Source organism: Streptomyces venezuelae, from assembly GCF_008642375.1.
Classification (GTDB): Bacteria; Actinomycetota; Actinomycetes; order Streptomycetales; family Streptomycetaceae; genus Streptomyces; species Streptomyces venezuelae_G.
This window is the reverse complement of record NZ_CP029194.1, coordinates 4602973-4625180: the sequence shown is the minus strand read 5'-3', so window position 1 is coordinate 4625180 and position 22208 is coordinate 4602973. Positions and strand designations below refer to the sequence as shown.

20 protein-coding genes and 2 pseudogenes are annotated in these 22208 nt (G+C 71.8%); 5 read left to right on the top strand and 17 right to left on the bottom strand.

Going from position 1 to position 22208, the window contains the following annotated elements; genetic code table 11:
* Positions 1–63 precede the first annotated feature (63 nt).
* From DEJ46_RS21230 to DEJ46_RS21215, 4 genes are all read right to left on the bottom strand, one after another.
* Positions 64–915 (bottom strand): FG-GAP repeat domain-containing protein, encoded by an 852-nt coding sequence (locus tag DEJ46_RS21230; protein ID WP_150268686.1) that lies wholly within the window; start codon positions 913–915, stop codon positions 64–66.
* A 267-nt stretch (positions 916–1182) separates the two neighbouring features.
* Entirely contained in the window at positions 1183–2028 is an 846-nt protein-coding gene (locus DEJ46_RS21225) for an FG-GAP repeat domain-containing protein (RefSeq protein WP_150268685.1), read from the bottom strand.
* Positions 2029–2203: 175 nt separating this feature from the next.
* Positions 2204–2422 (bottom strand): hypothetical protein, encoded by a 219-nt coding sequence (locus DEJ46_RS21220; protein WP_150268683.1) that lies wholly within the window; start codon positions 2420–2422, stop codon positions 2204–2206.
* 110 nt (positions 2423–2532) lie between these two features.
* The gene (locus tag DEJ46_RS21215) at positions 2533–3474 is read right to left on the bottom strand and encodes an NADP-dependent oxidoreductase (protein ID WP_150268681.1); all 942 of its coding nucleotides are present in this window, start codon (positions 3472–3474) and stop codon (positions 2533–2535) included.
* A 158-nt stretch (positions 3475–3632) separates the two neighbouring features.
* Here DEJ46_RS21215 and DEJ46_RS21210 point away from each other — a divergent pair, with 158 nt between their 5' ends.
* Positions 3633–5174: a substrate-binding domain-containing protein gene (locus tag DEJ46_RS21210; RefSeq protein ID WP_150268679.1), complete on the top strand. Its 1542-nt coding sequence runs from the start codon at positions 3633–3635 to the stop codon at positions 5172–5174.
* 38 nt (positions 5175–5212) lie between these two features.
* Positions 5213–7090: a serine/threonine-protein kinase gene (locus DEJ46_RS21205; RefSeq protein ID WP_150268677.1), complete on the top strand. Its 1878-nt coding sequence runs from the start codon at positions 5213–5215 to the stop codon at positions 7088–7090.
* A gap of 11 nt (positions 7091–7101) precedes the next feature.
* On the opposite strand, the gene DEJ46_RS21200 is transcribed toward DEJ46_RS21205, so the two are convergent.
* From DEJ46_RS21200 to DEJ46_RS21180, 5 genes and pseudogenes are all read right to left on the bottom strand, one after another.
* On the bottom strand, positions 7102–8391 hold the full coding sequence (locus DEJ46_RS21200) for a hypothetical protein (RefSeq protein WP_150268676.1): 1290 nt from the start codon (positions 8389–8391) through the stop codon (positions 7102–7104).
* Between the two features lie 196 nt (positions 8392–8587).
* On the bottom strand, positions 8588–8965 hold the full coding sequence (locus DEJ46_RS21195; protein ID WP_150268674.1) for a hypothetical protein: 378 nt from the start codon (positions 8963–8965) through the stop codon (positions 8588–8590).
* Positions 8962–9516 (bottom strand): DUF6232 family protein, encoded by a 555-nt coding sequence (locus DEJ46_RS21190; RefSeq protein ID WP_150268672.1) that lies wholly within the window; start codon positions 9514–9516, stop codon positions 8962–8964. Before DEJ46_RS21190 ends, DEJ46_RS21195 begins: the two co-directional genes overlap by 4 nt.
* 150 nt (positions 9517–9666) lie before the next feature.
* A pseudogene (locus tag DEJ46_RS21185) lies at positions 9667–9954 on the bottom strand (LysR substrate-binding domain-containing protein); the annotation flags it as partial.
* Between the two features lie 62 nt (positions 9955–10016).
* Positions 10017–11300: an adenylosuccinate synthase gene (locus tag DEJ46_RS21180; protein WP_056653106.1), complete on the bottom strand. Its 1284-nt coding sequence runs from the start codon at positions 11298–11300 to the stop codon at positions 10017–10019.
* Positions 11301–11443: 143 nt separating this feature from the next.
* On the opposite strand from DEJ46_RS21180, the gene DEJ46_RS21175 reads away from it, so the two are divergent.
* Both DEJ46_RS21175 and DEJ46_RS21170 read left to right on the top strand, forming a co-directional pair.
* Entirely contained in the window at positions 11444–12274 is an 831-nt protein-coding gene (locus DEJ46_RS21175) for a diacylglycerol kinase (RefSeq protein WP_223834878.1), read from the top strand.
* A gap of 111 nt (positions 12275–12385) precedes the next feature.
* On the top strand, positions 12386–13879 hold the full coding sequence (locus tag DEJ46_RS21170) for a hypothetical protein (protein ID WP_150268668.1): 1494 nt from the start codon (positions 12386–12388) through the stop codon (positions 13877–13879).
* On the opposite strand, the gene DEJ46_RS21165 is transcribed toward DEJ46_RS21170, so the two are convergent.
* The 8 genes and pseudogenes from DEJ46_RS21165 to DEJ46_RS21130 all read right to left on the bottom strand — a co-directional run.
* Positions 13837–15039, bottom strand: a complete 1203-nt coding sequence (locus DEJ46_RS21165; RefSeq protein ID WP_150268666.1) for a cytochrome P450 — start codon at positions 15037–15039, stop codon at positions 13837–13839. The genes DEJ46_RS21170 and DEJ46_RS21165 overlap by 43 nt on opposite strands.
* 89 nt (positions 15040–15128) lie before the next feature.
* A complete protein-coding gene (locus DEJ46_RS21160; RefSeq protein WP_150268664.1) occupies positions 15129–15794 on the bottom strand; it encodes a response regulator in 666 nt (221 codons plus the stop codon).
* Positions 15791–17125: a sensor histidine kinase gene (locus DEJ46_RS21155; protein WP_150268662.1), complete on the bottom strand. Its 1335-nt coding sequence runs from the start codon at positions 17123–17125 to the stop codon at positions 15791–15793. The genes DEJ46_RS21160 and DEJ46_RS21155 overlap by 4 nt, the downstream gene beginning before the upstream one ends.
* 97 nt (positions 17126–17222) lie before the next feature.
* The gene (locus DEJ46_RS21150) at positions 17223–18092 is read right to left on the bottom strand and encodes an alpha/beta hydrolase (RefSeq protein WP_150268660.1); all 870 of its coding nucleotides are present in this window, start codon (positions 18090–18092) and stop codon (positions 17223–17225) included.
* Between the two features lie 103 nt (positions 18093–18195).
* A complete protein-coding gene (gene kynU / locus DEJ46_RS21145; protein WP_150268658.1) occupies positions 18196–19398 on the bottom strand; it encodes a kynureninase in 1203 nt (400 codons plus the stop codon).
* Positions 19391–20233 carry a tryptophan 2,3-dioxygenase family protein gene (locus DEJ46_RS21140; protein ID WP_056653149.1) on the bottom strand — a complete coding sequence of 281 codons (843 nt, stop codon included), beginning with the start codon at positions 20231–20233 and terminating at the stop codon, positions 19391–19393. The genes kynU and DEJ46_RS21140 overlap by 8 nt, the downstream gene beginning before the upstream one ends.
* 124 nt (positions 20234–20357) lie before the next feature.
* Positions 20358–21248, bottom strand: coding sequence for a DUF3152 domain-containing protein (locus DEJ46_RS21135; RefSeq protein WP_150268656.1), 891 nt, complete (start codon positions 21246–21248; stop codon positions 20358–20360).
* Between the two features lie 253 nt (positions 21249–21501).
* Positions 21502–21657: pseudogene (locus DEJ46_RS21130) on the bottom strand (DUF3151 family protein); the annotation flags it as partial.
* Positions 21658–21693: 36 nt separating this feature from the next.
* Here DEJ46_RS21130 and DEJ46_RS39225 point away from each other — a divergent pair.
* A complete protein-coding gene (locus tag DEJ46_RS39225; protein ID WP_190623350.1) occupies positions 21694–21858 on the top strand; it encodes a hypothetical protein in 165 nt (54 codons plus the stop codon).
* The last annotated feature ends 350 nt before the right edge of the window (positions 21859–22208 follow it).

Genomic DNA, 22208 nt, shown 5'->3' with positions numbered 1-22208 from the left:
AAAGCGGCCCCGGGCTCGGAGATCCGAGCCCGGGGCCGCCGTCAGTCGCGTGAAGCGGTACGACTAGAGCAGGTTGAAGTTCTGCATACCGGTGTTGATCTGGACCGCCGGCTTGAACGGGGCCGCGGCGTTGCCCGTGCCCGAGTAGCGGAAGAGCTTGCCGTCCGCCTTGCGGGCGATCAGGTCCGCCTTGCCGTCGAAGTTGATGTCACCGGTCGACAGGATGCGGTTGAACGCGTTCCAGCCGCTGCCGACCTTCGTGCGGGGGGCGAACGGGGCCCGGTAGTTGCCCGTGCCCTTGTAGAGCCACAGGACACCCGCCGTGTCACGGGCGACGATGTCGGCCTTGCCGTCACCGGTCAGGTCGCCCTGGCCCGCGATCTGGTTGTAGATGTTCCAGCCGCCGCCGACCTTCGTGCGGGCGGTGAGGCGGCCGTCCGGGTAGGACAGGTAGCTCCACAGCACACCGGCCGTGTCGACACCGAGCAGGTCGGCCTGCTGGGCACCGCCGAAGTTACCGGGCGAGATGACCGTCTTGTAGATGTTCCAGCCGCGGCCGACGGTGTTCGCGTCCTCGGCCTGCCCCTCGAACGAGAAGAAGTCCAGACGCCCGTTCTTGTAGAGCGTCCACTCGGCCTCGCCGAAACCGTCGTTGTTGTTGTCGGCGACGATGATGTCGGCGATGTCGCCGGCGTCGCTCGCCAGGGGAACCCCGGCGCTGAAGCCACCGGTGGTGTTGGGGTTCCACACGTAGAGGTCGTTGGTCGTCTTGTGGACGCCGTACATCTCGAACACGGGCGTCTCCGCCGCGGCGGGCGCGGCGGAGGCCGTACCGGCGACGGTGGCCGTCGCGACGGCGACGGCGGTGGCGACGAGCGCGCCCTTGAGCACACGCTGACGACGATTGATCTTCATCAAGATCCCCCCCTGGGATTCTCGGTCCTCGACGGCGCACTAGACGCGTCGTCGATCATGGAAATCTTGCCACATCGACTCGAACGCGTGCGCCACCGGGTTCGGTCACGAAGAACGGCTCCGGGGCGGCGAGTTGGCGCCCCGGAGCCGACCGGGAAGGCCTGGATCAGAACGTGCGACCGTTGGGGTTCCGGTGGCAGACAAAGCGGCCCCGGGCTCGGAGATCCGAGGCCCGGGGCCGCCGTGAGGCGAGTAACGCCCGTACCACTACAGCAGGTTGTACGCCTGGTAGCCGGTGCCGATCTGGGTGGGCGCCTTGAACGGGGTCGCGGCGAGGCCCGTGCCGTAGTAGCGCATCAGCTGGCCGGCGGGCTTGCGGGCGAGCAGGTCCGCCTTGCCGTCCTCGTTGAGATCGCCGACCGAGATCAGCCGGTCGTAGGCGTTCCAGCCCTGGCCGATCTTCGTACGGCCACTGAAGGGGGCCTTCCAGTTGCCCGTGCCCTTGTAGAGGTACAGGTAGCCGGTGGACTTCTCCTTGGCGACGATGTCGGGCTTGCCGTCACCGGTCAGGTCGCCCTGGCCGGCGATCTGGTCGTACACGTTCCAGCCGCCACCGACGCGCACGCGGGTGGTGGTGGTGCCGTTCGGGTACGCGAGGTAGCTGTACAGCACGCCGGTCTTGTCGACACCGATCAGGTCGGCTTCCTTGGCCCCGCCGATGTTGCCGGGCGAGAGAACCGTCTTGTAGATGTTCCAACCCGAGCCGACGCGGTTCGCGTCCTGATCGGGGCCGCCGGCCGCGAAGAAGTCCAGCTGACCGCTCTTCCAGAGCGTCCATTCAGCCTCGGGGTAACCGTCGTTGTTGTTGTCGGCACCGATGATGTCGGCGACGTCGGAGAAGTCGTAATCGAACGTCTCCCCGTCGAGACCGCCGACGTAGTTCGGGAACCACACCCGAAGGTCCTGCGTCGTCTTGTGGACGCCGTACATCGGGAAGGTCGGCTGCACCGGCAGCTCCGCCGCGGTGGCGGTGCCGGCCACGGTCGCCGTCGCGACCGCGACGGCGGTGGCGACGAGCGCGCCCTTGAGCGCACGACGACGAATGATGTTCATCGAAAATCCCCCCCTGGGGCTCTTCAGCGGCCCACTTCGCGCGCCGCCAGTGATCCGAATCCTGCCACAGCGTTCGAACAATTTCGGACACACCAAGCCCGAGCACGGAAGACGGCTCCGGGGCGGCGGATCGCCGCCCCGGAGCCGACCGGGAGGGGAGTGAAAAGCGGGCGTCCTAGAGGGGCAGGGCCTTGGTGACGTCGCCGAGCGCGGCGGGGTTCGCGGCGTCCGTGACGGCGCCCAGGGGGGAGTCGGACTGGCTGGCGGCGCCGGCGACCGGGCCGAGCAGGCCGGTCGCGCCCGCCAGGGGGTCCGCGGCGGCGGCACCGGCGCCGAGACCGATGGCGGAGGCGGCGAGGGCGAGGGCGGTGAGGACACGCTGGGAAGAGTTCATGCCCCGGCTAACGATCCCCCGCGCGCCAGGTACCGGTGCATCCGACATCCACCCCGAGCGGGGGCACCCGGGGCGGACGAGGTTGACCGATCGGAACCCGTCGGAACCGGTCAGATCATCAGGATGATGCGGCCCGGGCGGTGGCCCGACTCCGCACGGCGGTGGGCCTCGGCGGCCTCCTCCAGGGGGAGGACGTCGGCCACCCGGGTGATCACCTCGCGGGCCGCGACCTTCTCCAGCGTCTCCTTCAGGCGGGAGGCGTCCGGCCTGGCCCGGACGGTCTCGACGCGGATGTTCCGCTCCGGGGTCGGGACACGGTCGGGGGCGAGCGCGAGGAAGACGCCGCCGTCCTTCAGGACCGGGAGCAGGCCCTCGCCGATCAGAGCCCCGTCGAAGACCGCGTCCACCCGGTACGGGTCGCCCTCGATGACCCGGGCGACCACGTCCTCCGCCGTACCGCGCGTGACGACTCGGTCCGCGCCGAGGACCCTCAGTTCACTCTCGTCGCCCTCGTAGGCCACCGCCACCACCCGCAGCCCGGCCGCCGAGGCGTACTGCACCGCCAGCCGGCCCACCACCGCGCTCGCGCCGGTCACCAGCAGTGTCGCCCCCTCGCGGAGCCTGAGCTTGTCGAGGCCCAGCTGGGCCGTGGCCGAGGCCAGCGGGACGGACGCGGCCACGGTGAACTCCACGTCGTCAGGGATCGGGGCCAGCCACTCCGGGGCGACCCGTACGACCTCCGCGTACGTGCCCTCGCCGGTCAGCTCCTCGTACCAGGGCACGAAACCGGCCACACGGGTCCCCGGGGCCATCCCGGGCACGGGATCGAGCAGCTTTCCCGCGAAGTCCGTCCCCAGGACGAACGGGGGCTTGAGCGCACCGACCGCGTCCGCGTACCTGCCTGCCCGGATCCGCACGTCCGCCTGGTTCACACCGGCGGCCTTGAGCCGCACACGCACTCTTCCCGGGACGTCCCCGGCCTCCGGCTCGGGCCGGCGGGCCATTCTGAGGACCTCGGGTCCGCCGTAGGCGGTCACTTCGACGACACGCATGGGGTACTCCTCAGACGGAAGGCCCCCTCGTCGCCATTACACCCACGCCCGCGAGCCTCGGGCAACCCCTGATCGGCCGCCTGAAGGAAGGGCGAACTCCGGGTGACGAGGGGCTACGCACCCCACGGAACCGCACACACGTCCGTACCGTCGCGCGGGTGGACTGGCTCACCGCTGAGAACCTCATCGCCCTGGTCACCGCCCTCCTCGGCGTCCTCGTCTCCACCGGAGCCGTCTGGTACGAGCGGCGGGTGCCGCACCAACGGCGGATCGGCTACCGCGTGCAGCTCGACACGGCCATCGGGAACGCCGCCGCGGACGGGGCGGTGACCGGCCCCGGCGCGGCCGTGCGGCGCGGCTTCTTCAACGCGAGCCCGGAACTGCGCGACGCCACCCTCGTCCTCCTCCGGATCGAGAACGACGGGGCCCTGTCGATCGGCGCCGACCACTACACGGACGGTGACGACCACGGACTCACCGTCGAGTTCCGGAACCGGCGGGTGAAGGCGGTCGTCGTCACCGCGCCCGACCACCCCCGGCTCCTCAGCCACTTCCCCGACAGCTGGCAGGGCCCGGCGGAGGGCGCCGCCACGATCCTGCTGCCCAAGGTCCCGCTCAACCGCGGCGCCCACTACAAGCTGCTCGTCCTGCTGACCGGCGGCCCCATCGGCGACCCGGTCTCGGTCGACGGCAACATCGCGGAAGGCCACGTCCACCTCAACCACAGCACGACCCCCGACGACAAGCCGCCCGTCTTCAGCCGGGTCGCGCGGACGGTCACGATCGCCCTCACCGTCTGTGTCGTCGCGCTCGCCGCGATCATCGTCCGCGAGCGGACCCCACCGCCGATCGGCTGCGCCACGGGCACCCTCACCGTCACCGGCTCGACGGCCTTCGCGCCGGTCGTGCGGGAGCTGGCGAAGAAGTACGAGAAGGACTGCGCGGGCGCGACCGTGAACGTGACCGCGCACGGCTCGACCGCCGGGATACGGGAGCTGGAGGCGTCCGGGGCGAAGGCCGGCAAGGGCTCGCCCGCCGTCGTCGCCCTCTCCGACGGGCGCAAGCCGGGCGGCTATCCGCAGCTGCGGGAGAGCATGGTCGCGGTCTCCCTCTTCACGCTCGTCGTCAACGACGGGATACCCCTGGAGAACCTCACCCTGGACCAGATCCGCCGCCTCTACCGGGGCGAGATCACCGACTGGAACGAGCTGGTCCCCGGCATGCACCAGCCGGTCCGGCTCATCAGCAGGGATGCCAGCTCCGGTACGCGGGAGGTGTTCCAGCGACGGGTACTCGGCCGCAACGAGCTGGCCAACTCCTCCCTGAACTGCGAGAGCCTCGACGACCCCGCCTCGAAGGTCGTCCGCTGCGAACTCGACTCGACCGAGCAGGTCCTGTCGACCGTCGCCCGGCTCCCCGGCGCCATCGGCTACACCGAACTCCGCAGCGGCAGCGGTCTGAAGGGCCTGCACCGGGTGGCAATCGACGGGCGCAGGCCGGTCGTCGAGGAGATCGGCGCGTCCAGCTACCCGTACCGGGAGATCGAGTACGCCTACACCTGGGGCCGGCCACCGGCGGACTCCCTGACCTCCAGCTTCCTCGACTACCTGATCCGGGGAAGCGGCCAGGACGTCGTCCTCACCCACGGCCACCTGCCCTGCTCCACCCCGAAGGGTCTGCGGGTCTGCGGGGACGGATGACGGAGACGGTTGAGGCGCGGTCTGGCATGCTCGTCGCCGTGGAGCCATTGAACGCGGAAGACCCGGTCAGCATCGGTCCGTTCCGTCTGATCGGCCGTCTCGGGGTCGGTGGGATGGGCCGGGTGTTCCTCGCGCGCTCGGCCGGCGGCCGGACGGTCGCGGTGAAGGTGGTGCACGCCGAGCTGGCCGCCCAGGAGGAGTTCCGGCGGCGGTTCGCCCGCGAGGTCGAGGCCCTGGAGCGGGTCGGCGGGACGGGCACGGCGCCCGTGCTCGGCTCGGACACCTCCGCCGAGGCCCCGTGGGTGGCCATCGGGTACGTCCCCGGGCCGTCGCTGCGGACCGTCGTCGGCGACGAGTACGGGCCGCTGCCGCCCGCGACCGTACGGGCCCTGGCCTCCGGGCTGGCCCGCGCCCTCGTCCACATCCACGACGCCGGGCTCGTCCACCGCGACCTCAAGCCGTCCAACGTGCTGCTGACCGTCGACGGGCCCCGGCTCATCGACTTCGGCATCGCCCGCGCCGTCGACACCGTCGCCGACGGCGGCGGACTGACCTCCACCGGCGCGGTCGTCGGCTCCCCCGGCTTCATGTCGCCCGAGCAGGTCCGCGGCGACCGGGTCACCCCCGCGTCGGACGTCTTCTGCCTCGGCTCCGTCCTCGCGTACGCGGCGACCGGCCGCTCGCCCTTCGGGACGGCCGACAGCGGCGTCCACGCCACGATGTTCCGCATCGCCCACGACGAGCCCGACCTGACGGACCTCGCGCCCGAACTCTCCGGCCTCATCCGGGCCTGCCTCGCCAAGGAGCCGGAGGCGCGCCCCTCGGCGACCGAGATCGTCGAGACGCTGCCGGTCGCCGACCCGTGGCTCCCGGCGGACGTCCTGGCCCGGCTGGGCCGCCACGCGGCCCGGCTCCTGGAGGCCGAGGCGGGGCCGGAGTCAGGGGGAGCAAGGATGGTCGCCTCCGACGGTGACCCGACGCCCGCCACCCCGCTGCCGCCCACCGCCCGCACCACACCCCGCCCCCGGCGCCGTACGGCCCTGGCCGCCGCCGTCGCGGCCCTGGCGGTGGCCGCCGCGGCCACCGTCACGTACACCTTCTGGCCCGACCCGGACACCGGCGGCGACGAGCAGAAGAACCGCGGCAAGGGCCAGACCGACGGCGTCTCCGCCCGGCCCGCCGGAATCGTCCCGGGCAGCTTCCTCGGCGCCTGGGAGGGCGTCATCCAGGGCTCGGCCGACCATCCCCGGGAGACCGCCCGGATCGAGATCACCCAGGGCGCGGCGGGCGCCAAGAGCGCGGTCTACGTCCAGGTCTCCGAGAGCCGGCTCTGCATGGGCCGCTCCCGGCTCGTATCGGCCGACGAGGACAAGGTCGTGTTCGGCGAGTCCGACGTCACGACGAGTGTGCCCGCCCAGCGCTGCACCCCCGCCGCGCACCAGACCCTCGCCCTGCGCTCCCCCGACGTCCTGGAGTGGACCTCGGGCGCCGCGAAGGCCACCTTCCGCAAGGCGCCCACCGGGACCGCCGTCGTCCCCGACCGCTACCTCGGCCGCTGGCGCAGCAAGCCCATGCGGGAGGTCTACGGCGACAACGACGACCGCTACCGCACGGAGGTGACGGTCACCCAGGGCCCGATCGGCACGCCGGTCGTCCGCATCACCGACGTCTTCCCGCGCACGAACGACGCCGGCGAGGTCACCACCGACGTCGTCAGCTGCGCCTCCACGTCCGTCCTCGCGGGCGTCGGCGACCTCCTCGTCATCGGCCCGCAGGTCAAGGATCCGGACAACACGGACTCCGAGTGCCCGGAGAACGGCTCCAGTTACGTGGCCGTGGACACGTGGGAGGGCAAGGACCGGCTCCTCGTCTACCCGATGGTGGACGCGGAGCCGGGGGAGTTCCTGCGGTTGTAGGACTGTTCGCGCTATTCGGGGATCCGGGCGGTGCAGCTGCTGAACGGCTGGTCCAGCACGCACTCGAAGAGGGCGTTCCAGTCGCTGTCGGTGTCCGCCGCGCCGGCCTGCACGGTGTCCTTGCAGGCCTTGTCGGTCAGACCCCAGAGGGATCCGTCGGGCCAGCCGGCCTGCTGCGTACGGTTCTGCACGACGTCCAGGCAGGACTGCGGCGCCTTCAGGCGCTTGAGCTCCGCGACGAGCTCCTGGTACTTGGCGTTGTTCACCGCACCGGCCTGCTCGTCGAGCGTCGCCTTGGCGGCGGCCCGCTGCTCGGGGGAGGAGTCCGCGCTCTGGTAGACCTTGAGCGCCGCGGCGCTCTTCGCCAGCTTCTCCTGGACCTTCTTCTTGTCCTCCGGCTTCGTCGGCGCGGTACCCGGCTGCTGGGCGGCCAGCACACCGCCGAGGAGCACGTCCGCGTACTTGGAGTAGAGCACCTTCTCCTGCACGGTCAGGTTCTTGTCCGTGAGTTTCGTGAGGACCAGGTTGAGGTCGTTGAGGACCTTGAAGTAGACGAGCCGCTCGGCTACGGAACCGTTCCCGTTGACCTTCTCCAGCGCTGTGGTGACTCCGAGGACGAGCTTCGCGTACCTCTCCCGGTCCTCCTTCGGGAAGTCCGTGTCCTTGCTGAGCCTCAGCGCTTCGGCCAGCCCCTTGGCGAGGGCCTTGGCCTCGTCCTTCTGCTGCTGCGTCCCGTTCCCGTTGATGATGGCCTGGAGGTCGTCCAGCTGCTTCTTGACCTTCGCCTTCTCCGCGGCGGAGAGGTTGGTACCCGCGAGGTCGGCCTGCGCCTGCTTGAGCTCGTCGGCGGTCAGGGTCTGAATCGCGACGTTCTGGGCGGGAGGCGCTTCCTCGCCCTCGGCGGGCAACTCTCCGGGCTGCTCAGCGGGGTTCGCCTCCTCCTCCGCCGGGTTCTGTTCTTCCTCCACGTCGGGGTTGTTCTGCTGCTCCTCGCCGGGAGGCACTTCCTCCTCAGGAGCCACTTCCTCCTCGGCCGGAGGCGGCTCGACGGGCTCGGCGGGCTCCTCGGCCGGAGGCGGCTCGACGGGCTCGGCGGGCTCCTCGACCGGAGGCGGCTCGACGGGCTCCTCCTCTGCGGGCGGTGGCGGCGTCGGCTGAGCCCTTCCCGTTTCAACGGCCTGGACCTGCGTCGGCGCGGAAGATGCCGCCATGGCGCTCATGCCTGACGACAGCGCCAGGCCCGCTGCCAGAAGGGACGCGCTCGCGGCCCGGACGACTCGTCGCTGGGCGGTTGTGGTCATGGTGAATCCAGGTGGCTGTCAGGGTGCTGCTTCGTCCGCGGGGGCCGGCCTCTGAAGGCGGCCCGACGTGACCGGAGTTCCACGACTCAACGGTTCACAGGAATCACACGAACCACTCTTCTCCCGTGGCCCCGAGTTGGCAACTCGGGGCCGGGGAACCCGAACACACTGAGTGAGCAAGGGCCTTGGAGAGCCCTTAACCGCCTACACCGAGTAGTTCCAGGGCCGCGCGGGCCGCGTCCAGGAGCGGTGTGCCGACCGTCCCGAGCAGCGTGGCGATGCCCACGACGGTGAGCAGTGCCCGGCGCCGTCCCGGCACCTCGACCGCCGTGCCGGCGGCGTCCGTGGCGTCGGCGGCGAGCACGGGCAGCGCGTCGTCGAAGGACCGCTGGTCCTCGGGCCCGACCTCGGCCCGCAGCTCCCGCATGAGCGCGACGACGGTCCGCAGGGCCTCGTCCAGGGTGGGAGGCTTCGGCGGGGCGGCGTAGTTGTGGACGATCCCCTGATGACCGGTGCCGTCATGGATGATCACCGCGTCGCCGTGGAAGTAGTTGTTGCCACCGTCCCCGCTCATGAGACCACCTTGCCCGTGTTGCCGGTGCCGCCGTAGATGTTCACGGCGTCGCCGAAGTAGTAGTTGCTGGGGTTGCTGATCGAGAGCGCTCCGACGACGACGTTGAGGTGCGCGTCCGGCTCGTCGATCGCGGCCGCGATCTGCGCCACGAGATCGTCCAGGTGGCGGGGGTCGCCGGAGACCATCGCGGTCGACTGGCCGTTCGTCTCGATGGCCAGGACGTAGTGGCTGGAGGCGGTCACCACGATGAGCATGTCGACCACGGCCCAGATCAGTCCGCCCACGACGGAGAGGAAGGCGAGCTGGAGCAGGAATCCGAGGAAGGCACCCGGATCCTCACCCCGGCTGAAGAACTCGGCGAGAAACGCGAAGAACAGGACTCCGAGCGTGGCGAGCAGCAGGAGTCCGGCCCGCTTCAGGAACGTGCGGACGGCCTCTGCCCGGCGCGGCCGGAGGACGAAGGTGTAGACACGGACGATGTTCTCCAGCGGGTAGGCGGCTCGGCCCACCCAGAGCAGTCTCTTGCTGATGACCAGCGGCAGGTGCCCCATCGCACCGGCACCGGCACCCGGCCGGTACGGCGGTGGTGGCGGCGCCGTGGGTTGTGGAGGTGTTGCCATCGTTCCCCCGGTTCTCCCTGAGAAGGGCGTTGCAACGTGGCACTCATTACGCACTCCAACTGACCACAGAACAAGGCGGGTTCAGGCCTCATGAGGGCTGAACCCGGCCGCCGCGCGGGCGTAGCCGCGCACCAGGGGGCGGGTGTCGTCGGCGCGCCGGGCCAGGACGAGGTGGCTGGGGGCGAGGCCCTGGACGGGGCGGACGACGACGCCCTCGCGGGCGGGCAGCGGTGCGTTGCCCGCCGCGACCAGGCAGACGCCGAGGCCGCCGACGAGCGCCTCGTACGTCTCGTCCACCCCGCCGATCTCGGCGCCGATCACCGGCGGGCGTCCACCCCGTGCGTCCAACGCCAGCCAGTGGTCGCGTAGTTCGGGGGGGGGAAGGGCCCGCACCCCGGTCTCCCGGGGTGCGGGCCCTTCTCCCGTACCGCTTACAGGAACGAGTTGATCTCGATCGTCTCGGTCCGGCCGGGGCCGACGCCGATCGCGGAGATCGGGGCGCCCGACATCTCCTCCAGGGCCTTCACGTACGCCTGCGCGTTCTTCGGCAGGTCCGCGAAGGTCTTGGCCTTGGTGATGTCCTCGGACCAGCCCGGCAGCATTTCGTAGATCGGCTTCGCGTGGTGGAAGTCGGTCTGCGAGTACGGCAGCTCCTCGACGCGCTTGCCGTCGATCTCGTACGCGACACAGACCGGGATCTGCTCCCAGCCCGTCAGCACGTCGAGCTTGGTGAGGAAGAAGTCCGTCAGGCCGTTGACGCGGGTCGCGTAGCGGGCGATGACCGCGTCGAACCAGCCGCAGCGACGGTCACGGCCGGTGGTGACACCGCGCTCGCCACCGATGCGGCGCAGCGCCTCGCCGTCCGCGTCGAAGAGCTCCGTCGGGAACGGGCCGGCGCCGACACGGGTCGTGTACGCCTTGAGGATGCCGATGACCCGGCTGATCTTCGTCGGGCCCACGCCGGCGCCGGTGCAGGCGCCGCCCGCGGTCGGGTTCGAGGAGGTGACGAAGGGGTACGTGCCGTGGTCCACGTCCAGGAGGGTGCCCTGGCCGCCCTCGAAGAGGACGACCTTGTCCTCGTCGAGCGCGTTGTTGAGGATCAGCGTGGTGTCCGCGACGAACGGCTTGATCTGCTCCGCGTACTGGAGCATCTCCTCGACGATCTGGGCGGCGTCGATCGCGCGGCGGTTGTACAGCTTGGCGAGGAGCTGGTTCTTGCCCTCCAGCGCCGCCTCGACCTTCTGCGTGAGGATCGACTCGTCGTACAGGTCCTGGACCCGGATGCCGACGCGGTTGATCTTGTCGGCGTAGGTCGGCCCGATGCCGCGACCGGTGGTACCGATCTTGCGCTTGCCGAGGAACCGTTCCGTCACCTTGTCGAGGGTGACGTTGTACGGGGTGATCAGGTGAGCGTTACCGCTGATCAAGAGCTTCGACGTGTCCACGCCACGCTCGTTCAGTCCGCTCAGCTCGGAGAGCAGGACCGCCGGGTCGACGACGACACCGTTTCCGATCACCGGGGTGCACCCCGGCGAGAGGATTCCGGAAGGGAGAAGATGCAGCGCGTACTTCTGGTCGCCTACGACGACGGTGTGGCCGGCGTTGTTGCCGCCCTGGTAACGCACTACATAGTCAACGGATCCACCGAGGAGGTCGGTGGCCTTTCCCTTGCCCTCGTCACCCCACTGAGCACCGAGCAGCACAAGTGCGGGCACAGGCGTACACCCCTTCCGGGTGGGGCATGTCCAAGGTCAGGGGGCATACGCCGCCTCACCGGTGTGCCCCGGAATAGACGAAGCCCCTGGCGCAATAGCGCAAGGGGCTCTTGCACAAAGATGCTACCCGAGGAAGGACCGAGGTGTCGGATCACGACCAGCTGCTGGTCATCGTCGACCCGGTCGCCCGCCGAAGTGACGGCGAGTCCGTACGGATCGCGAAGGATGTCCTGTCCGCGCGCGCGGAAGCGAAGATCTGCCTGCCGGACAGTCCGGAAGAATTCACCCGGGCCCTGGCCCGGCGCGGCTCCCGGCACCCCGTGGTGCTCGGCGACGACCGCGCGCTGCTCCGCACGGTGACGCTGCTGCACCGGGAGCGGGACCTCGCCGAGGGGTCGCTCTCCCTCGTCCCGATCGGCCCGCCGGACGCCCTGGAAATCGCCCATGCGCTCGGCGTGCCGCACTCCACCCCGGCGGCGGCCCGGGCGGTCCTCGACGGGGTCGTACGCCGCCTGGACCTGCTGGTCGACGACAGCGACGGGGTCGTCCTCGGCGACCTCTGCATCCCCGGCGTGTCGGCCGTCCGCGCCCTGGGCCCGACCTCGTCCGTCTGGGGCACCTGCCGCTCCCTGGTCCGCACGCTGGTCCGCCCGGCCCCCACGGCCCTCGCGGTCCGCACCCACCGGCTGCGGGTCGAGGCGGACGGGGTGCTCCTCGCGGACGTGGACACACCGGTGGAGGGCGTCTCGGTCCGCTCGGTCGCCGGGACGGCGGAGGTGACCGTCCACCCGTCGGCCGCCCCGGCCCGTCACGGGACCGCCCGCACCCTCACGGTCTCGGGCCCGGACTTCCGCTACCGCGCGGACGGCCGCGTCACGGGCCCGGTCCGGCGGCGGACGTGGACGGCCCGGGCGGGCGCGTGGGGACTGATGCTGCCCCGGGAGGCGGCCCAGGAGCTCCGTACCGCGACCTGACCCGGAGCGCCGTCCGGTCACGCCGGTTCGACTACTGTCGGATCACGGCCTGGCGCGCATGCCGGGTGGGGCCTCGCGCCAGTGGACATTCACCGGGCGGGGGGACGTGCGATGACGTGTGCGCTGGACGTCGAGGAGACGGCGAGGGCGCTGGAGCGGTACCGGCGAAGAGCCGTCGGGCTGATCGTCGCGGGGCTCGTGACGGTCGCCCTGGCCGGCGGCCTCGGGGCGGTCTTCGCGGACTCGTGGCCCCGCGGCGCGGTCAACCTGCCCCTCGCGCTCGGGATCGTCACGCTGATCGGTGGGGCCGCCTCGCTGTTCGGCGCCCGGCGGATGCGGCGGACGCTCGGCGCCGGCATCTGGTCGGCGCACCCCGCCGCGACGGTCGGCGGCAAGGGGCACGCGACGAGCCTCGTGCTGCGCGCGCCGGACGGCCCCGAGACCTGGCCGCTGGCCGCGGTCGCGACCCGGCAGCGGTACGAGCAGGTGCGGCCGGGTCCGGACGGCGTGCTCTGGTGGTGCGGCGACCCGCGCGTGGGCGGGGTGCTCGCACCGCCCGGCGGCGGGCCGCTGATCTGGGCGAAGCCGCTCCGGGGCGAGCACGTGCGCCGCCGGATCGTCGCGCGCGCGGAGGCCCAGGGGCTCCTGCACCGGCCGGCCCCGAGGCAGCCGCAGGGGCCGGGGGTTCCCGAGGCCTTCGACAACCCCGAGACCTCCCAGGCCTTCGACACCCCCGACGTCTCCGAGTCCCTCGTCTCCCCCGACTCCTATGACGTCTACGACGCCCCTGAGTTCGTCGACGGCCCCGACGGCCCGGTCTTCCTTCCCCCCGAGGGCCTGGTTCACCTCGCCCCCGAGGGTCCGCCCGAGCGGCTCGACGGAGCGCGGCCCGTGTCCGGGCCGACGTACCGCGTGCTCGCCGCCCACGCCCAGCGGCAGGCCGAGCCGCCGGGCAAGGCGCCGCGCCCCGAGGCGGACGTGCGCGAGGTGCCGTGGTGGCGGGTGCGGAGCCTGCGGCGCATCGCCGGGGTGCAGGCTGTGCTGATCGCGCTGGTGTTCTGCGCGGTCGTGGGCGCGGTCGCGCTGACCGGGCCGTCGGAGCGGGACCTCCCGAAGCTTTTCTTCGCGGGGGCGGTGTCCCTGGCCGGCCTCGCGTTCTCCGGCTACCGGATGCTGACCGCCGGCAGGCCCATGGTGCGGGTGCTGACCCGGGCCGCGACCTCCTTCACCCCCGTCCCGCGCCGGTACGTCCTGCTGTACGACCCGCACGGCGGCGCCCCCGTCCTGGTGTTCTTCCCGATGCACGGCGGCCTGGACGACGTACCCGAAGGGGTCCTCCCGCTCGTTCCGCCGGGTCCGCCGAAGCACCCGCGCCGCGGGCTGCCGGCCCTGCCCGTCGGCCCCGCCGGGCTGCACGGCTGGCGGGACCACACCCGGGACGGTGACGCGTTCGTCGTGCCCTGGATCGACGGGCGCCCCCTGTGGCCCGCGGGGCCGTACCAGGAGGCGGGCGGGAAGGGCTTTCCGGCGCTGCTCGACCGGCTCGCCCCGCCCGTGGAGGCTCACACCTCGACGAGCAGCTCGTCGAAGCCCCGGATCACGTAGCCCGGCTTCCACACCGGCTCCGCCGCGAGCCGCAGGTTCGGCGCCTGGCGCAGCAACTCACCGAAGACCGCCTCCAGTTCGAGGCGGGCGAGCGGGGCGCCCAGGCAGTAGTGGATGCCCGCGCCGAAGGTGATGTGCGGGTTGTCGGCGCGGGTGAGGTCGAGCTCGTCGGCCGTCGGGCCGAAGCGGGCCGGGTCGCGGTTGGCGGAGCCGAAGAGGAGGGCGACCTCGGAGCCGCGCGGGATGACCTGGCCGCCGACCTCGATGTCGTCGAGGACCCAGCGCTCGAACATCTGGAGCGGGGTGTCGTACCGCAGAAGTTCTTCCACAGCTGTGGACAACTTTTCGGGATCCGGCCGGACGCCGTGCTTGAGCAGCGTCCACCAGCCGTTGACCGTGGTGTTCACGGTGGCCTCGTGGCCCGCGTTCAGGAGCAGGACGCAGGTGGAGATCATCTCCTGCTCCGTCAGCCCCTCCACCCCGACGAGACCCGAGATCAGGTCGCCCCCCGGGCTCTTCCGGCGCCGCGCGATCAGCTCCCGCAGGTAGTCCGAGAACTCGATCGCGGCCGCGACCGCCCGCCGGGCCGTCTCCTCCGAGGGGTTCAGCTCGAACATCCCGCAGATCGCCGCCGACCAGGGCCGCAGCCGCCCCCGCTCCTCGTCGTCCTCCGGGACGCCCAGCATCTCGGCGATCACCGCGACGGGGAGGGGTTCGGCGACCGAGGCGAGCAGATCGCCGCCGCCCGCCGCCACCAGATCCCCGACGAGCCCGGTGGCCAGCCGCCGTACCGTCGGCGCCAGGTTCTCCACCGTCCTCGGCGTGAACGCCTTCGACACGAGCCGCCGGATCCGGGTGTGGTCGGCGGCCTCCAGGTCGAGCAGCCCGTGGTCGTTGAGCGTGTGGAAGGGCTCGTGCGCGGCGTCCGGTGCCTCCCGCCCGAACTCCTCGTGGGTGAAGCGGTGCGTGTACGTCCGGCCGAGCCGCCGGTCCCGGAGGAGCGCCGACACGTCCTCGTAGTGCGGGATCAGCCACTGCCGGGTGGGGCCGTGCCAGTGCGCGCGGCCGGCGGCGCGCAGCCGGGCGTAGGCGGGGTACGGATCGGCGACGAACTCGGGGGACCAGGGGTCGTACAGGGCATCGACGTCAACAGCTTCCATGAGCGGACGCTACCCCCGGCCCCCGAGCGGATCCAGGGGCCTGTCCGGTGGATCACGCCACGGCCCGGCCATGATCCGCCGGACAGGCCCTAGCCGCCGACGCGCACCAGACCCGCCTCGTACGCGAAGACCGCCGCCTGCGTCCGGTCGCGCAGGCCCAGCTTCACCAGGATGCGGCTCACATGCGTCTTGATGGTCGACTCGGCGACGACGAGGTGCTCGGCGATCTCCACGTTCGACAGGCCCTGCGCGATGAGCACGAGCACCTCCGTCTCCCGCTCCGTGAGCTCCCCGATCTGCGCCATCGCCGGCGGCTTCGGGGAGCTGCCCGGCGCCTTCGCGAACTCGGTGATCAGCCGCTTGGTGACGGTCGGCGCGAGCAGCGCCTCGCCGGACGCGACGACCCGCACGCCCTCCGCGAGCTGCCGGGCCGAGGCGTCCTTGAGGAGGAAGCCGGAGGCTCCGGCGCGCAGCGCCTGGTACACGTACTCGTCCAGGTCGAAAGTGGTCAGGACGAGGACCTTCGCGTCCGCGTCGGCGGCGACGATCTCCCGCGTGGCGTCGATGCCGTTCAGCTCGGGCATGCGGATGTCCATGAGGACGACGTCGGGGCGGAGGGCGGCGACCTGGGAGATCGCCTCCCGGCCGTTGACGGCCTCGCCGACGACCTCGATGTCGGGCATCGCTCCGAGCAGCACCGAGAAGCCCTCCCGGACCATCATCTGGTCGTCGACGATCAGCACCTTGATGCTCATTCCCCGGCCTCCTCGCGGACCTCTTCACGGCTGACGGGGATGAAGGCCGCCACCTCGTAGCCGCCGTCCGCCGTCACCTCGGCGGTCATCTCCCCGCCGAGCATCGTCACACGCTCCCGCATGCCGGTGATGCCGTGCCCGGCGCCCGGCGAGGGCTTCACGAGGCCCCGTGCGGGCCCGTTGGCGACGCGCAGCCCGAGGCCCCCGAGGACGTACGACACCTCGACCTTGGCCGCCGCGCCCGGCGCGTGCCGCAGCACGTTCGACAGGGCCTCCTGAACGATCCGGTACGCGGAGAGCTCCACGCCCTGCGGCAGCTCCCGCACCGAGCCGGTCACCGTCTTCTCGACGACGAGCCCGGCCTCCGCGACGTTGCGGACGAGCGAGTCGAGGTCGCCGAGGGTCGGCTGCGGGGCGTCGGGGGCCTCGTAGTCCTCGGCGCGGACGACCCCGAGGATGCGGCGCAGCTCGGTCAGCGCGGCGACCGCGTTCTCGCGGATGGTGAGGAAGGCCTGCTCCAGCTCCGGCGGCGGGTTCTCGACCCGGTAGGGCGCGGCCTCGGCCTGGATGGCGACCACCGACATGTGGTGGGCGACGACGTCGTGGAGCTCACGGGCGATGGTGGTGCGCTCCTCCAGGACGGTCCGCTTGGAGATCTCCTGGGCGGTCACGGTCTGCTGGGCGGTGACCTCGCGGGTGGCCTGGCGGCGGACCTGCACCATGGAGACGGTGAGCAGCGCGAGAGCCGCGACGAACAGCAGCGGGACCGAGTCGGAGCTGCGCCCCCTGCCGAGGAACATCTCGGTGAGGAGGCAGTAGCCGGCCGTCACCAGCCACATCCACACGGCGGTACGGGGCCGGGTGCGCGCGGCGACCACGGCGAGGACCACCAGATGGGCGACGAGGCAGGCCGCCGACCAGGGCCAGCCGCCGCCGAATCCGACCATGTACCCGATGAAGGGGGCCGCGCCGAGCGAGGCCCAGAAGGCGAGGACCGGCCGGACCAGGGTGAGCATCACGATCGCGGCCGGCACGCAGGTGGCCACGAGCGCCGCCGCGCCGAAGCCGTAGTAGATCCGGTCGTACCCCAGGGCGAAGACGATCACGGCCCAGAACGCGACGAAGGCGTGCGGGAGAAACCCGGTGTAGACCCGTATCCGCCTCGGCAGGAAGCGGGTCGGCCCGCCGTCCACGTCCATGCGCGGCAGCGGGCGGTAGGCGAAGGCGTCGTGGAAGAGTTCCTGGCGCAGCCCGCCGAGGGCTTCCTGCACCAGGTGGAGCTCAGGACTGCGGCTCGTCTCGGAGGTCTGTGTCTGGGTCACGCAAACCACGGTACGGGCGGCGGGGGACCCGGTCGTCCCGCTGGATACGGATCCTCGGCCGTCCCCCCTGAGGACTACGCGTCGCCCCGCGCGTCCGTCGCCGGCGTCACCAGGCGAGCTGGGCGATCTCCTCCGAGACCACCGCGCAGGCGTCTGCCGCCGGGTCGATCAGGGGGAAGTGGCCGACGCCTTCGAGGAGGGTGAGGCCGACCTCCTCGCCGGCCTTCGCCGCCGCCTCCGCGTATGCCTCGGCGACCGTGTGCGGGACGTCGGTGTCCTCACGGCCCTGGACGATCGTGGTCGCGATGCCCGTCGGGAGGAGGACGGCCGGGTCCGTGAAGGGCGCCCGGCGCTCGTACTCCGCCTCGCCGCCGAGGAGTTCGGTGACCGCGCCGCCGCAGACGCCGAGCTCCACCGACCGCTCGAAGTGGGCGATCGGGGCGAGGGCGACGACCCCGCGCAGTGCGGGCGGGGCGGGCAGCCGCCAGGGGGCGTCCGCGGGCAGGACGTGCCGGGCGGCGGCCCAGAGGGCGAGGTGCCCGCCTGCCGAGTGGCCGGTGAGGACGATCCGGTTCGTGTCCGCCTGCGGCAGGTGTGCGGCGGCCAGGCCGGGTACGGCGTCGAGTGCGGCCGCCACGTCGTCGAAGGTCTCGGGCCAGCGCCCGGCGACCGGGGCCGTACCGCCCTGCCGGGGGATGTCGCTGCCGCGCCGGTACTCGACGCTGGCCACGGCGAAGCCGCGGCGGGCCAGGAAGTCCACGAACGGAGTCAGGTGCTGCCGGTCGTACGGCGCCCGCCACGCGCCGCCGTGCAGGGCGACGACGAGCGGGGCCCGGGTGCGGCCGTCGCGCGGGACGTAGAAGTCGACAACCTGGTCCGGGTGGTCGCCGTACGCTGCGGAGGCGTCCGGGGGGACGGCCGGGTGCGAGAAGGCCGACGCTTCTTCGGCGGCATCGCGCGCGGCGGGGTCCGGCATGCTGTTCCAACCTCTCGGTGACGCGGCCGAATTGGCCTGACCTGCGGGGACGGTACCAGCACCGGAGCCCCCGCAGATCAGGCGATCATCGGACGGTCATTCCTCAGGCAGGGAGGTCGGCCAGGACCTCCGCGAGGACCCGCGCCGCCTTCTCCGCATCCGCGAAGCCGACGTACAGCGGGGTGAAGCCGAACCGCAGGACGTCCGGGCGGCGCAGGTCGCCGACGATCCCGCGCTTGATCAGCTCGGCCATGACGGCCGGCGCGTTCTCGCAGCTCAGCGCGGCCTGGCTGCCCCGCTCGCCGTGCGCGTCCGGCGTCACGGAGACGACGCGGCCCTCCGGCACGTACGCCCGCACGCACCGCAGGAAGAAGTCCGTGAGCGCGAGGGACTTGGCGCGCACGTCCTCGATCGCGACCCCGTCCCACACGTCGAGCGCCGCTTCCAGCGCCAGCATGGAGAGGATGTCGGGCGTGCCGACCCGGCCCTTCAGCGCGCCCTCGGCCGCCTCGTAGCCGGGGGTCATCGCGAACGGGTCCGTGTGCGAGTTCCAGCCGGGCAGCGGCGAGTCGAAGGCCGCCTGGTGGCGCTCGGCGACGTACAGGTACGCAGGCGAACCGGGGCCGCCGTTCAGGTACTTGTAGGTGCAGCCGACGGCCAGGTCGACCCCGTGGGCGTCCAGACCGACGGGCAGGGCGCCCGCGCTGTGGCACAGGTCCCAGACGGCGAGCGCGCCCGCCGCGTGGAGCGCGGCGGTGAGGCCGGGCAGGTCCTGGAGCCGGCCCGTCCGGTAGTCGACGTGGTTGACGAGCGCGAGCGCCGTGCGGTCGCTCACCGCGTCCGCCATGCCGGCCGGGTCGCACGCCACGATCTCGTGCCCCGTCATCCGCGCCGCGGACTGCGCGATGTACCCGTCCGTGGGAAAGGTCGTCGCGTCGACGAGGATCTCGTCGCGGTCGTCGCCGTTGATCCGGGCCGCCGCGACGACCGCCTTGAAGACGTTCACGCTCGTCGAGTCGCCGACCACGATCTGCCCGGGGGCGGCGCCGACGATCGGGGCGATCCGGTCGCCGATCCGCTCCGGCGCGGTCCACCAGCCCGACTCGTCCCAGGAGCGGATGCGCAGCTCGCCCCACTCGCGGGCGATCACGTCGGCCATGCGGGCCGGGACGTGCGCGGGGAGCGCGCCGAGGGAGTTGCCGTCGAGGTAGACGGTCCCGGCGTCGAGGGCGAACTTCTCGCGGTGCCTGGCCAGCTCGTCGGCCGCGTCGAGACCGAGGGCTATCTGTCGCAGGTCGTCAGACATGGCTGCGGGCCGTCCAGAGCTCCGGGAACACGTTCTTCTGGGCCCGCTTCTCCAGCCAGGCCACGCCGGCCGAACCGCCGGTGCCGGTCTTCGCGCCCATCGCGCGCCTGGTCGCGACCAGGTGGTCGTTGCGCCATCGCCAGACGAGCTCGGCGACGTCGCTGAGGGCCTCGCCGAGCCGGACCAGCTCGGTGTTCTGGTCGGCGTCCGCGTAGATCCCGGCCCAGACGGCCTCGACCTCGGGGGACGGCTCGTACCGCTGCGCGAGGTCACGGCCGAGGACCGACTGCGGCACGGGCAGGCCGCGCCGGGCCAGCAGGCCGAGGACCTCGTCGTACAGGCTCGGCTCCTGGAGGGCCTTCTCCAGCTCGGCGTGCACGCGGGGCGCGCCCCGGTGCGGGACGAGCATGGACGCGGACTTCTCGCCGAGCAGGAACTCCATGCGGCGGTACATCGCCGACTGGAAGCCGGAGCCCTCGCCGAGCGCGGCCCGGTAGGCGTTGAACTGGCCCGGGGTGAGCTGGGCGAGCGGCCGCCACGAGTGGTTCAGGGCCTCCAGCTCGCGGACCGAGCGCTTGAGCGCGTCCATCGCGACGGGGACGCGGTCCTCGCGCAGGGCGCGGCTCGCGGTCTCCCACTCGTGGACGATGACCGTGAACCACAGCTCCATGACCTGGGTGGTGACCAGGAAGACCATCTCGCCGGGGTCGTCCGAGCGGAGGTGCTGGAGGTGGGTGAGGACGTCCGCCTGGACGTAGTCCTCGTACGGCGTGGTACCCGCGAAGTCGAGGTTCGGGTCGACCGAACCGGCTCCGGCATCGGGGAAGGTGGACATTGCTGTCTCCTCGATACGAACTACCGGGTAGCGGTCTGCTCCACCGTGCGCGCCTTCGTTCCTGCGGCACGGGAGCCCCGGTCCCCTCGGGAGACGCGCTTCGTCGCGCGCCGTCCCAACCGCATCATGACACGATCGGCCCCGTGATGTAGCTACCGTCTTCGTCATACGGAAATGCGTTCGACCGGCAGCCGTTCAGGCCCTTGATCTGCTGCATCATCGCGGGCGCGAGCTTGCCCGGACCCGGGCAGCCCATGTGCTGCCGGATGCCGATCTCGTGCCCGACCTCGTGGTTGATGATCAGGTGCCGGTACTCGGCCGCCTCCCCCGCGAAGGTCGGCGAGCCGGTCATCCACCGCTTGAGGTTCACCACGACGCCGTCCGTGGTCTCGCAGTTCAGCTCGCCGTGGGTGTTCAGGCCCTGCCGGGCACAGAGGGCGTCCGCCGTGTCCGGGGTCGCGATCCGGATGACGAAGTCGGCGTTCTGCGAGACCAGCTGGAAGCGGCCCCGGCCGTGCGCCGCCCAGCTGCGCGGATGGTCCAGGATCTGCTGGATCTCGGCCGCCGCCGAGCGCGCCGACAGCTCGATGCCGTCCTCGACCTGGACGCGGTAGCGGCGCAGCGAGCCGCCGGTGCCGACGGCGTCGCCGGAGGCCTGCGCGGTGGTGAAGGTCCCGGCGCCGGACTGCGGCACGGTCGTCTTCTTCGGGGTCGGCTTGGGGGTGGGCTTCGGCTTCGCCGTCGTGGCCTTCGGCTTCGGCTTCGCCGTCGTGGGCCGGGGCGTGGGCGCGTCCGTCGTGGGCGCCGCCGTCGCGGTCGTCGCCTCCGGCGCGGGGGCGGCCGCATCGTCGGCCACCTGGCCGTTGAAGTGCGCGAGGGCGGCTCCGCCGCCGAGCGCGAGGGCTGCCAGGACCAGGACCGGCAGCGCGAGCCGGCGCACGGGGCCGCGTCTGCCTCTGCCCCGCCGGCGGCTCTGTTTTCCTCGCCGTCCTGCGGGTGCGGCACGCTTGCCCACGACAGACTTCTCCCCTGCGTCGGCCGGTGTGGGGGAAGAGGAGGCGGGGCCTCGGAACCGGCGTCTTCGGTCCTGCGGTCCCGGGGATCGTACCGGCCCCGCCGCTCCGTCCTCGAACGCGCTCGAACACGTCGAGAGGTCTGTCCCGATTTCCCCCTGCCCCGCAAGACGGGGGAAACCGGGACGGATCAGGTCGTCCGGAGGGCCGAATCGAAGGCCTTCCGGAGGGTCCTCCGGAAGACCGTTCGGAAGGTCAGCCGAGCGTCTCGGCCGCGGTCTCCGAGGAGTCCCGCAGGAAGGTCGTGCAGCGCTCGAACTCCTCCTTCTCGCCGATCGCGCCGGCCGCCCGGGCCAGGGCGTGCAGCGCGCGCAGGAAGCCGCGGTTCGGCTCGTGCTCCCAGGAGAATGGTGGAAGATGTACCCGATCAGGGGAGGGAATGACGACATGACTGAGCAGGAGTGGCTGGACAGCCTCGCGGCCCAGTTGCCGGAGCGGAACCTGGAATGGGTGGTGGACCTCGCCAGAATCTGCTCCACGGAGTGGACGGGCGACAAGCCCCCGACAGGGGGAAACCTGCCCGCCCACCGTGGCGACGGTCCCCCTTCTTGACGGCGACGCTTCGGCGCCGACCGACGAGCCGACGGAATCCCAAACTCCCCCGCAAACGGACGAGAGCTGACCCGCCCGACCTCTTCGCCCGAGGTTCGGTCCGGATCGACACCTGCATGCCTGATGTTTGTACAGGCCAGGGTGGAGCGAACTCCATGCGCTGCGGGTGGGATCGAACGCGCGCTATGAGTCACGGTGCTCTGCGGAGCATCGGAGAACGGCAGCGCCAAGAACCGTGCCGCGCAGGGTTTGGCTCCGGAGGCATCATGCCGCTTGATGCCCAGCCATATGACGTACTTCCAGCCCGGGGCGTCCGCTTTCAGCCTCGCGCTGGTTGAAGGTGGCACATT

Bases quoted from the DNA above. Each gene is read 5' to 3' on its own strand.
- DEJ46_RS21170 (WP_150268668.1), top strand. From the start codon at position 12,386: ATGACGTGTGCGCTGGACGTCGAGGAGACGGCGAGGGCGCTGGAGCGG.
- DEJ46_RS21195 (WP_150268674.1), bottom strand. From the start codon at position 8,965: ATGAGCGGGGACGGTGGCAACAACTACTTCCACGGCGACGCGGTGATC.
- DEJ46_RS21160 (WP_150268664.1), bottom strand. From the start codon at position 15,794: ATGAGCATCAAGGTGCTGATCGTCGACGACCAGATGATGGTCCGGGAG.
- DEJ46_RS21220 (WP_150268683.1), bottom strand. From the start codon at position 2,422: ATGAACTCTTCCCAGCGTGTCCTCACCGCCCTCGCCCTCGCCGCCTCC.
- DEJ46_RS21165 (WP_150268666.1), bottom strand. From the start codon at position 15,039: ATGGAAGCTGTTGACGTCGATGCCCTGTACGACCCCTGGTCCCCCGAG.
- DEJ46_RS21140 (WP_056653149.1), bottom strand. From the start codon at position 20,233: ATGTCCACCTTCCCCGATGCCGGAGCCGGTTCGGTCGACCCGAACCTC.
- kynU (WP_150268658.1), bottom strand. From the start codon at position 19,398: ATGTCTGACGACCTGCGACAGATAGCCCTCGGTCTCGACGCGGCCGAC.
- DEJ46_RS21225 (WP_150268685.1), bottom strand. From the start codon at position 2,028: ATGAACATCATTCGTCGTCGTGCGCTCAAGGGCGCGCTCGTCGCCACC.
- DEJ46_RS21200 (WP_150268676.1), bottom strand. From the start codon at position 8,391: ATGACCACAACCGCCCAGCGACGAGTCGTCCGGGCCGCGAGCGCGTCC.
- DEJ46_RS39225 (WP_190623350.1), top strand. From the start codon at position 21,694: ATGACTGAGCAGGAGTGGCTGGACAGCCTCGCGGCCCAGTTGCCGGAG.
- DEJ46_RS21215 (WP_150268681.1), bottom strand. From the start codon at position 3,474: ATGCGTGTCGTCGAAGTGACCGCCTACGGCGGACCCGAGGTCCTCAGA.
- DEJ46_RS21190 (WP_150268672.1), bottom strand. From the start codon at position 9,516: ATGGGGCACCTGCCGCTGGTCATCAGCAAGAGACTGCTCTGGGTGGGC.
- DEJ46_RS21150 (WP_150268660.1), bottom strand. From the start codon at position 18,092: ATGCCGGACCCCGCCGCGCGCGATGCCGCCGAAGAAGCGTCGGCCTTC.
- DEJ46_RS21230 (WP_150268686.1), bottom strand. From the start codon at position 915: ATGAAGATCAATCGTCGTCAGCGTGTGCTCAAGGGCGCGCTCGTCGCC.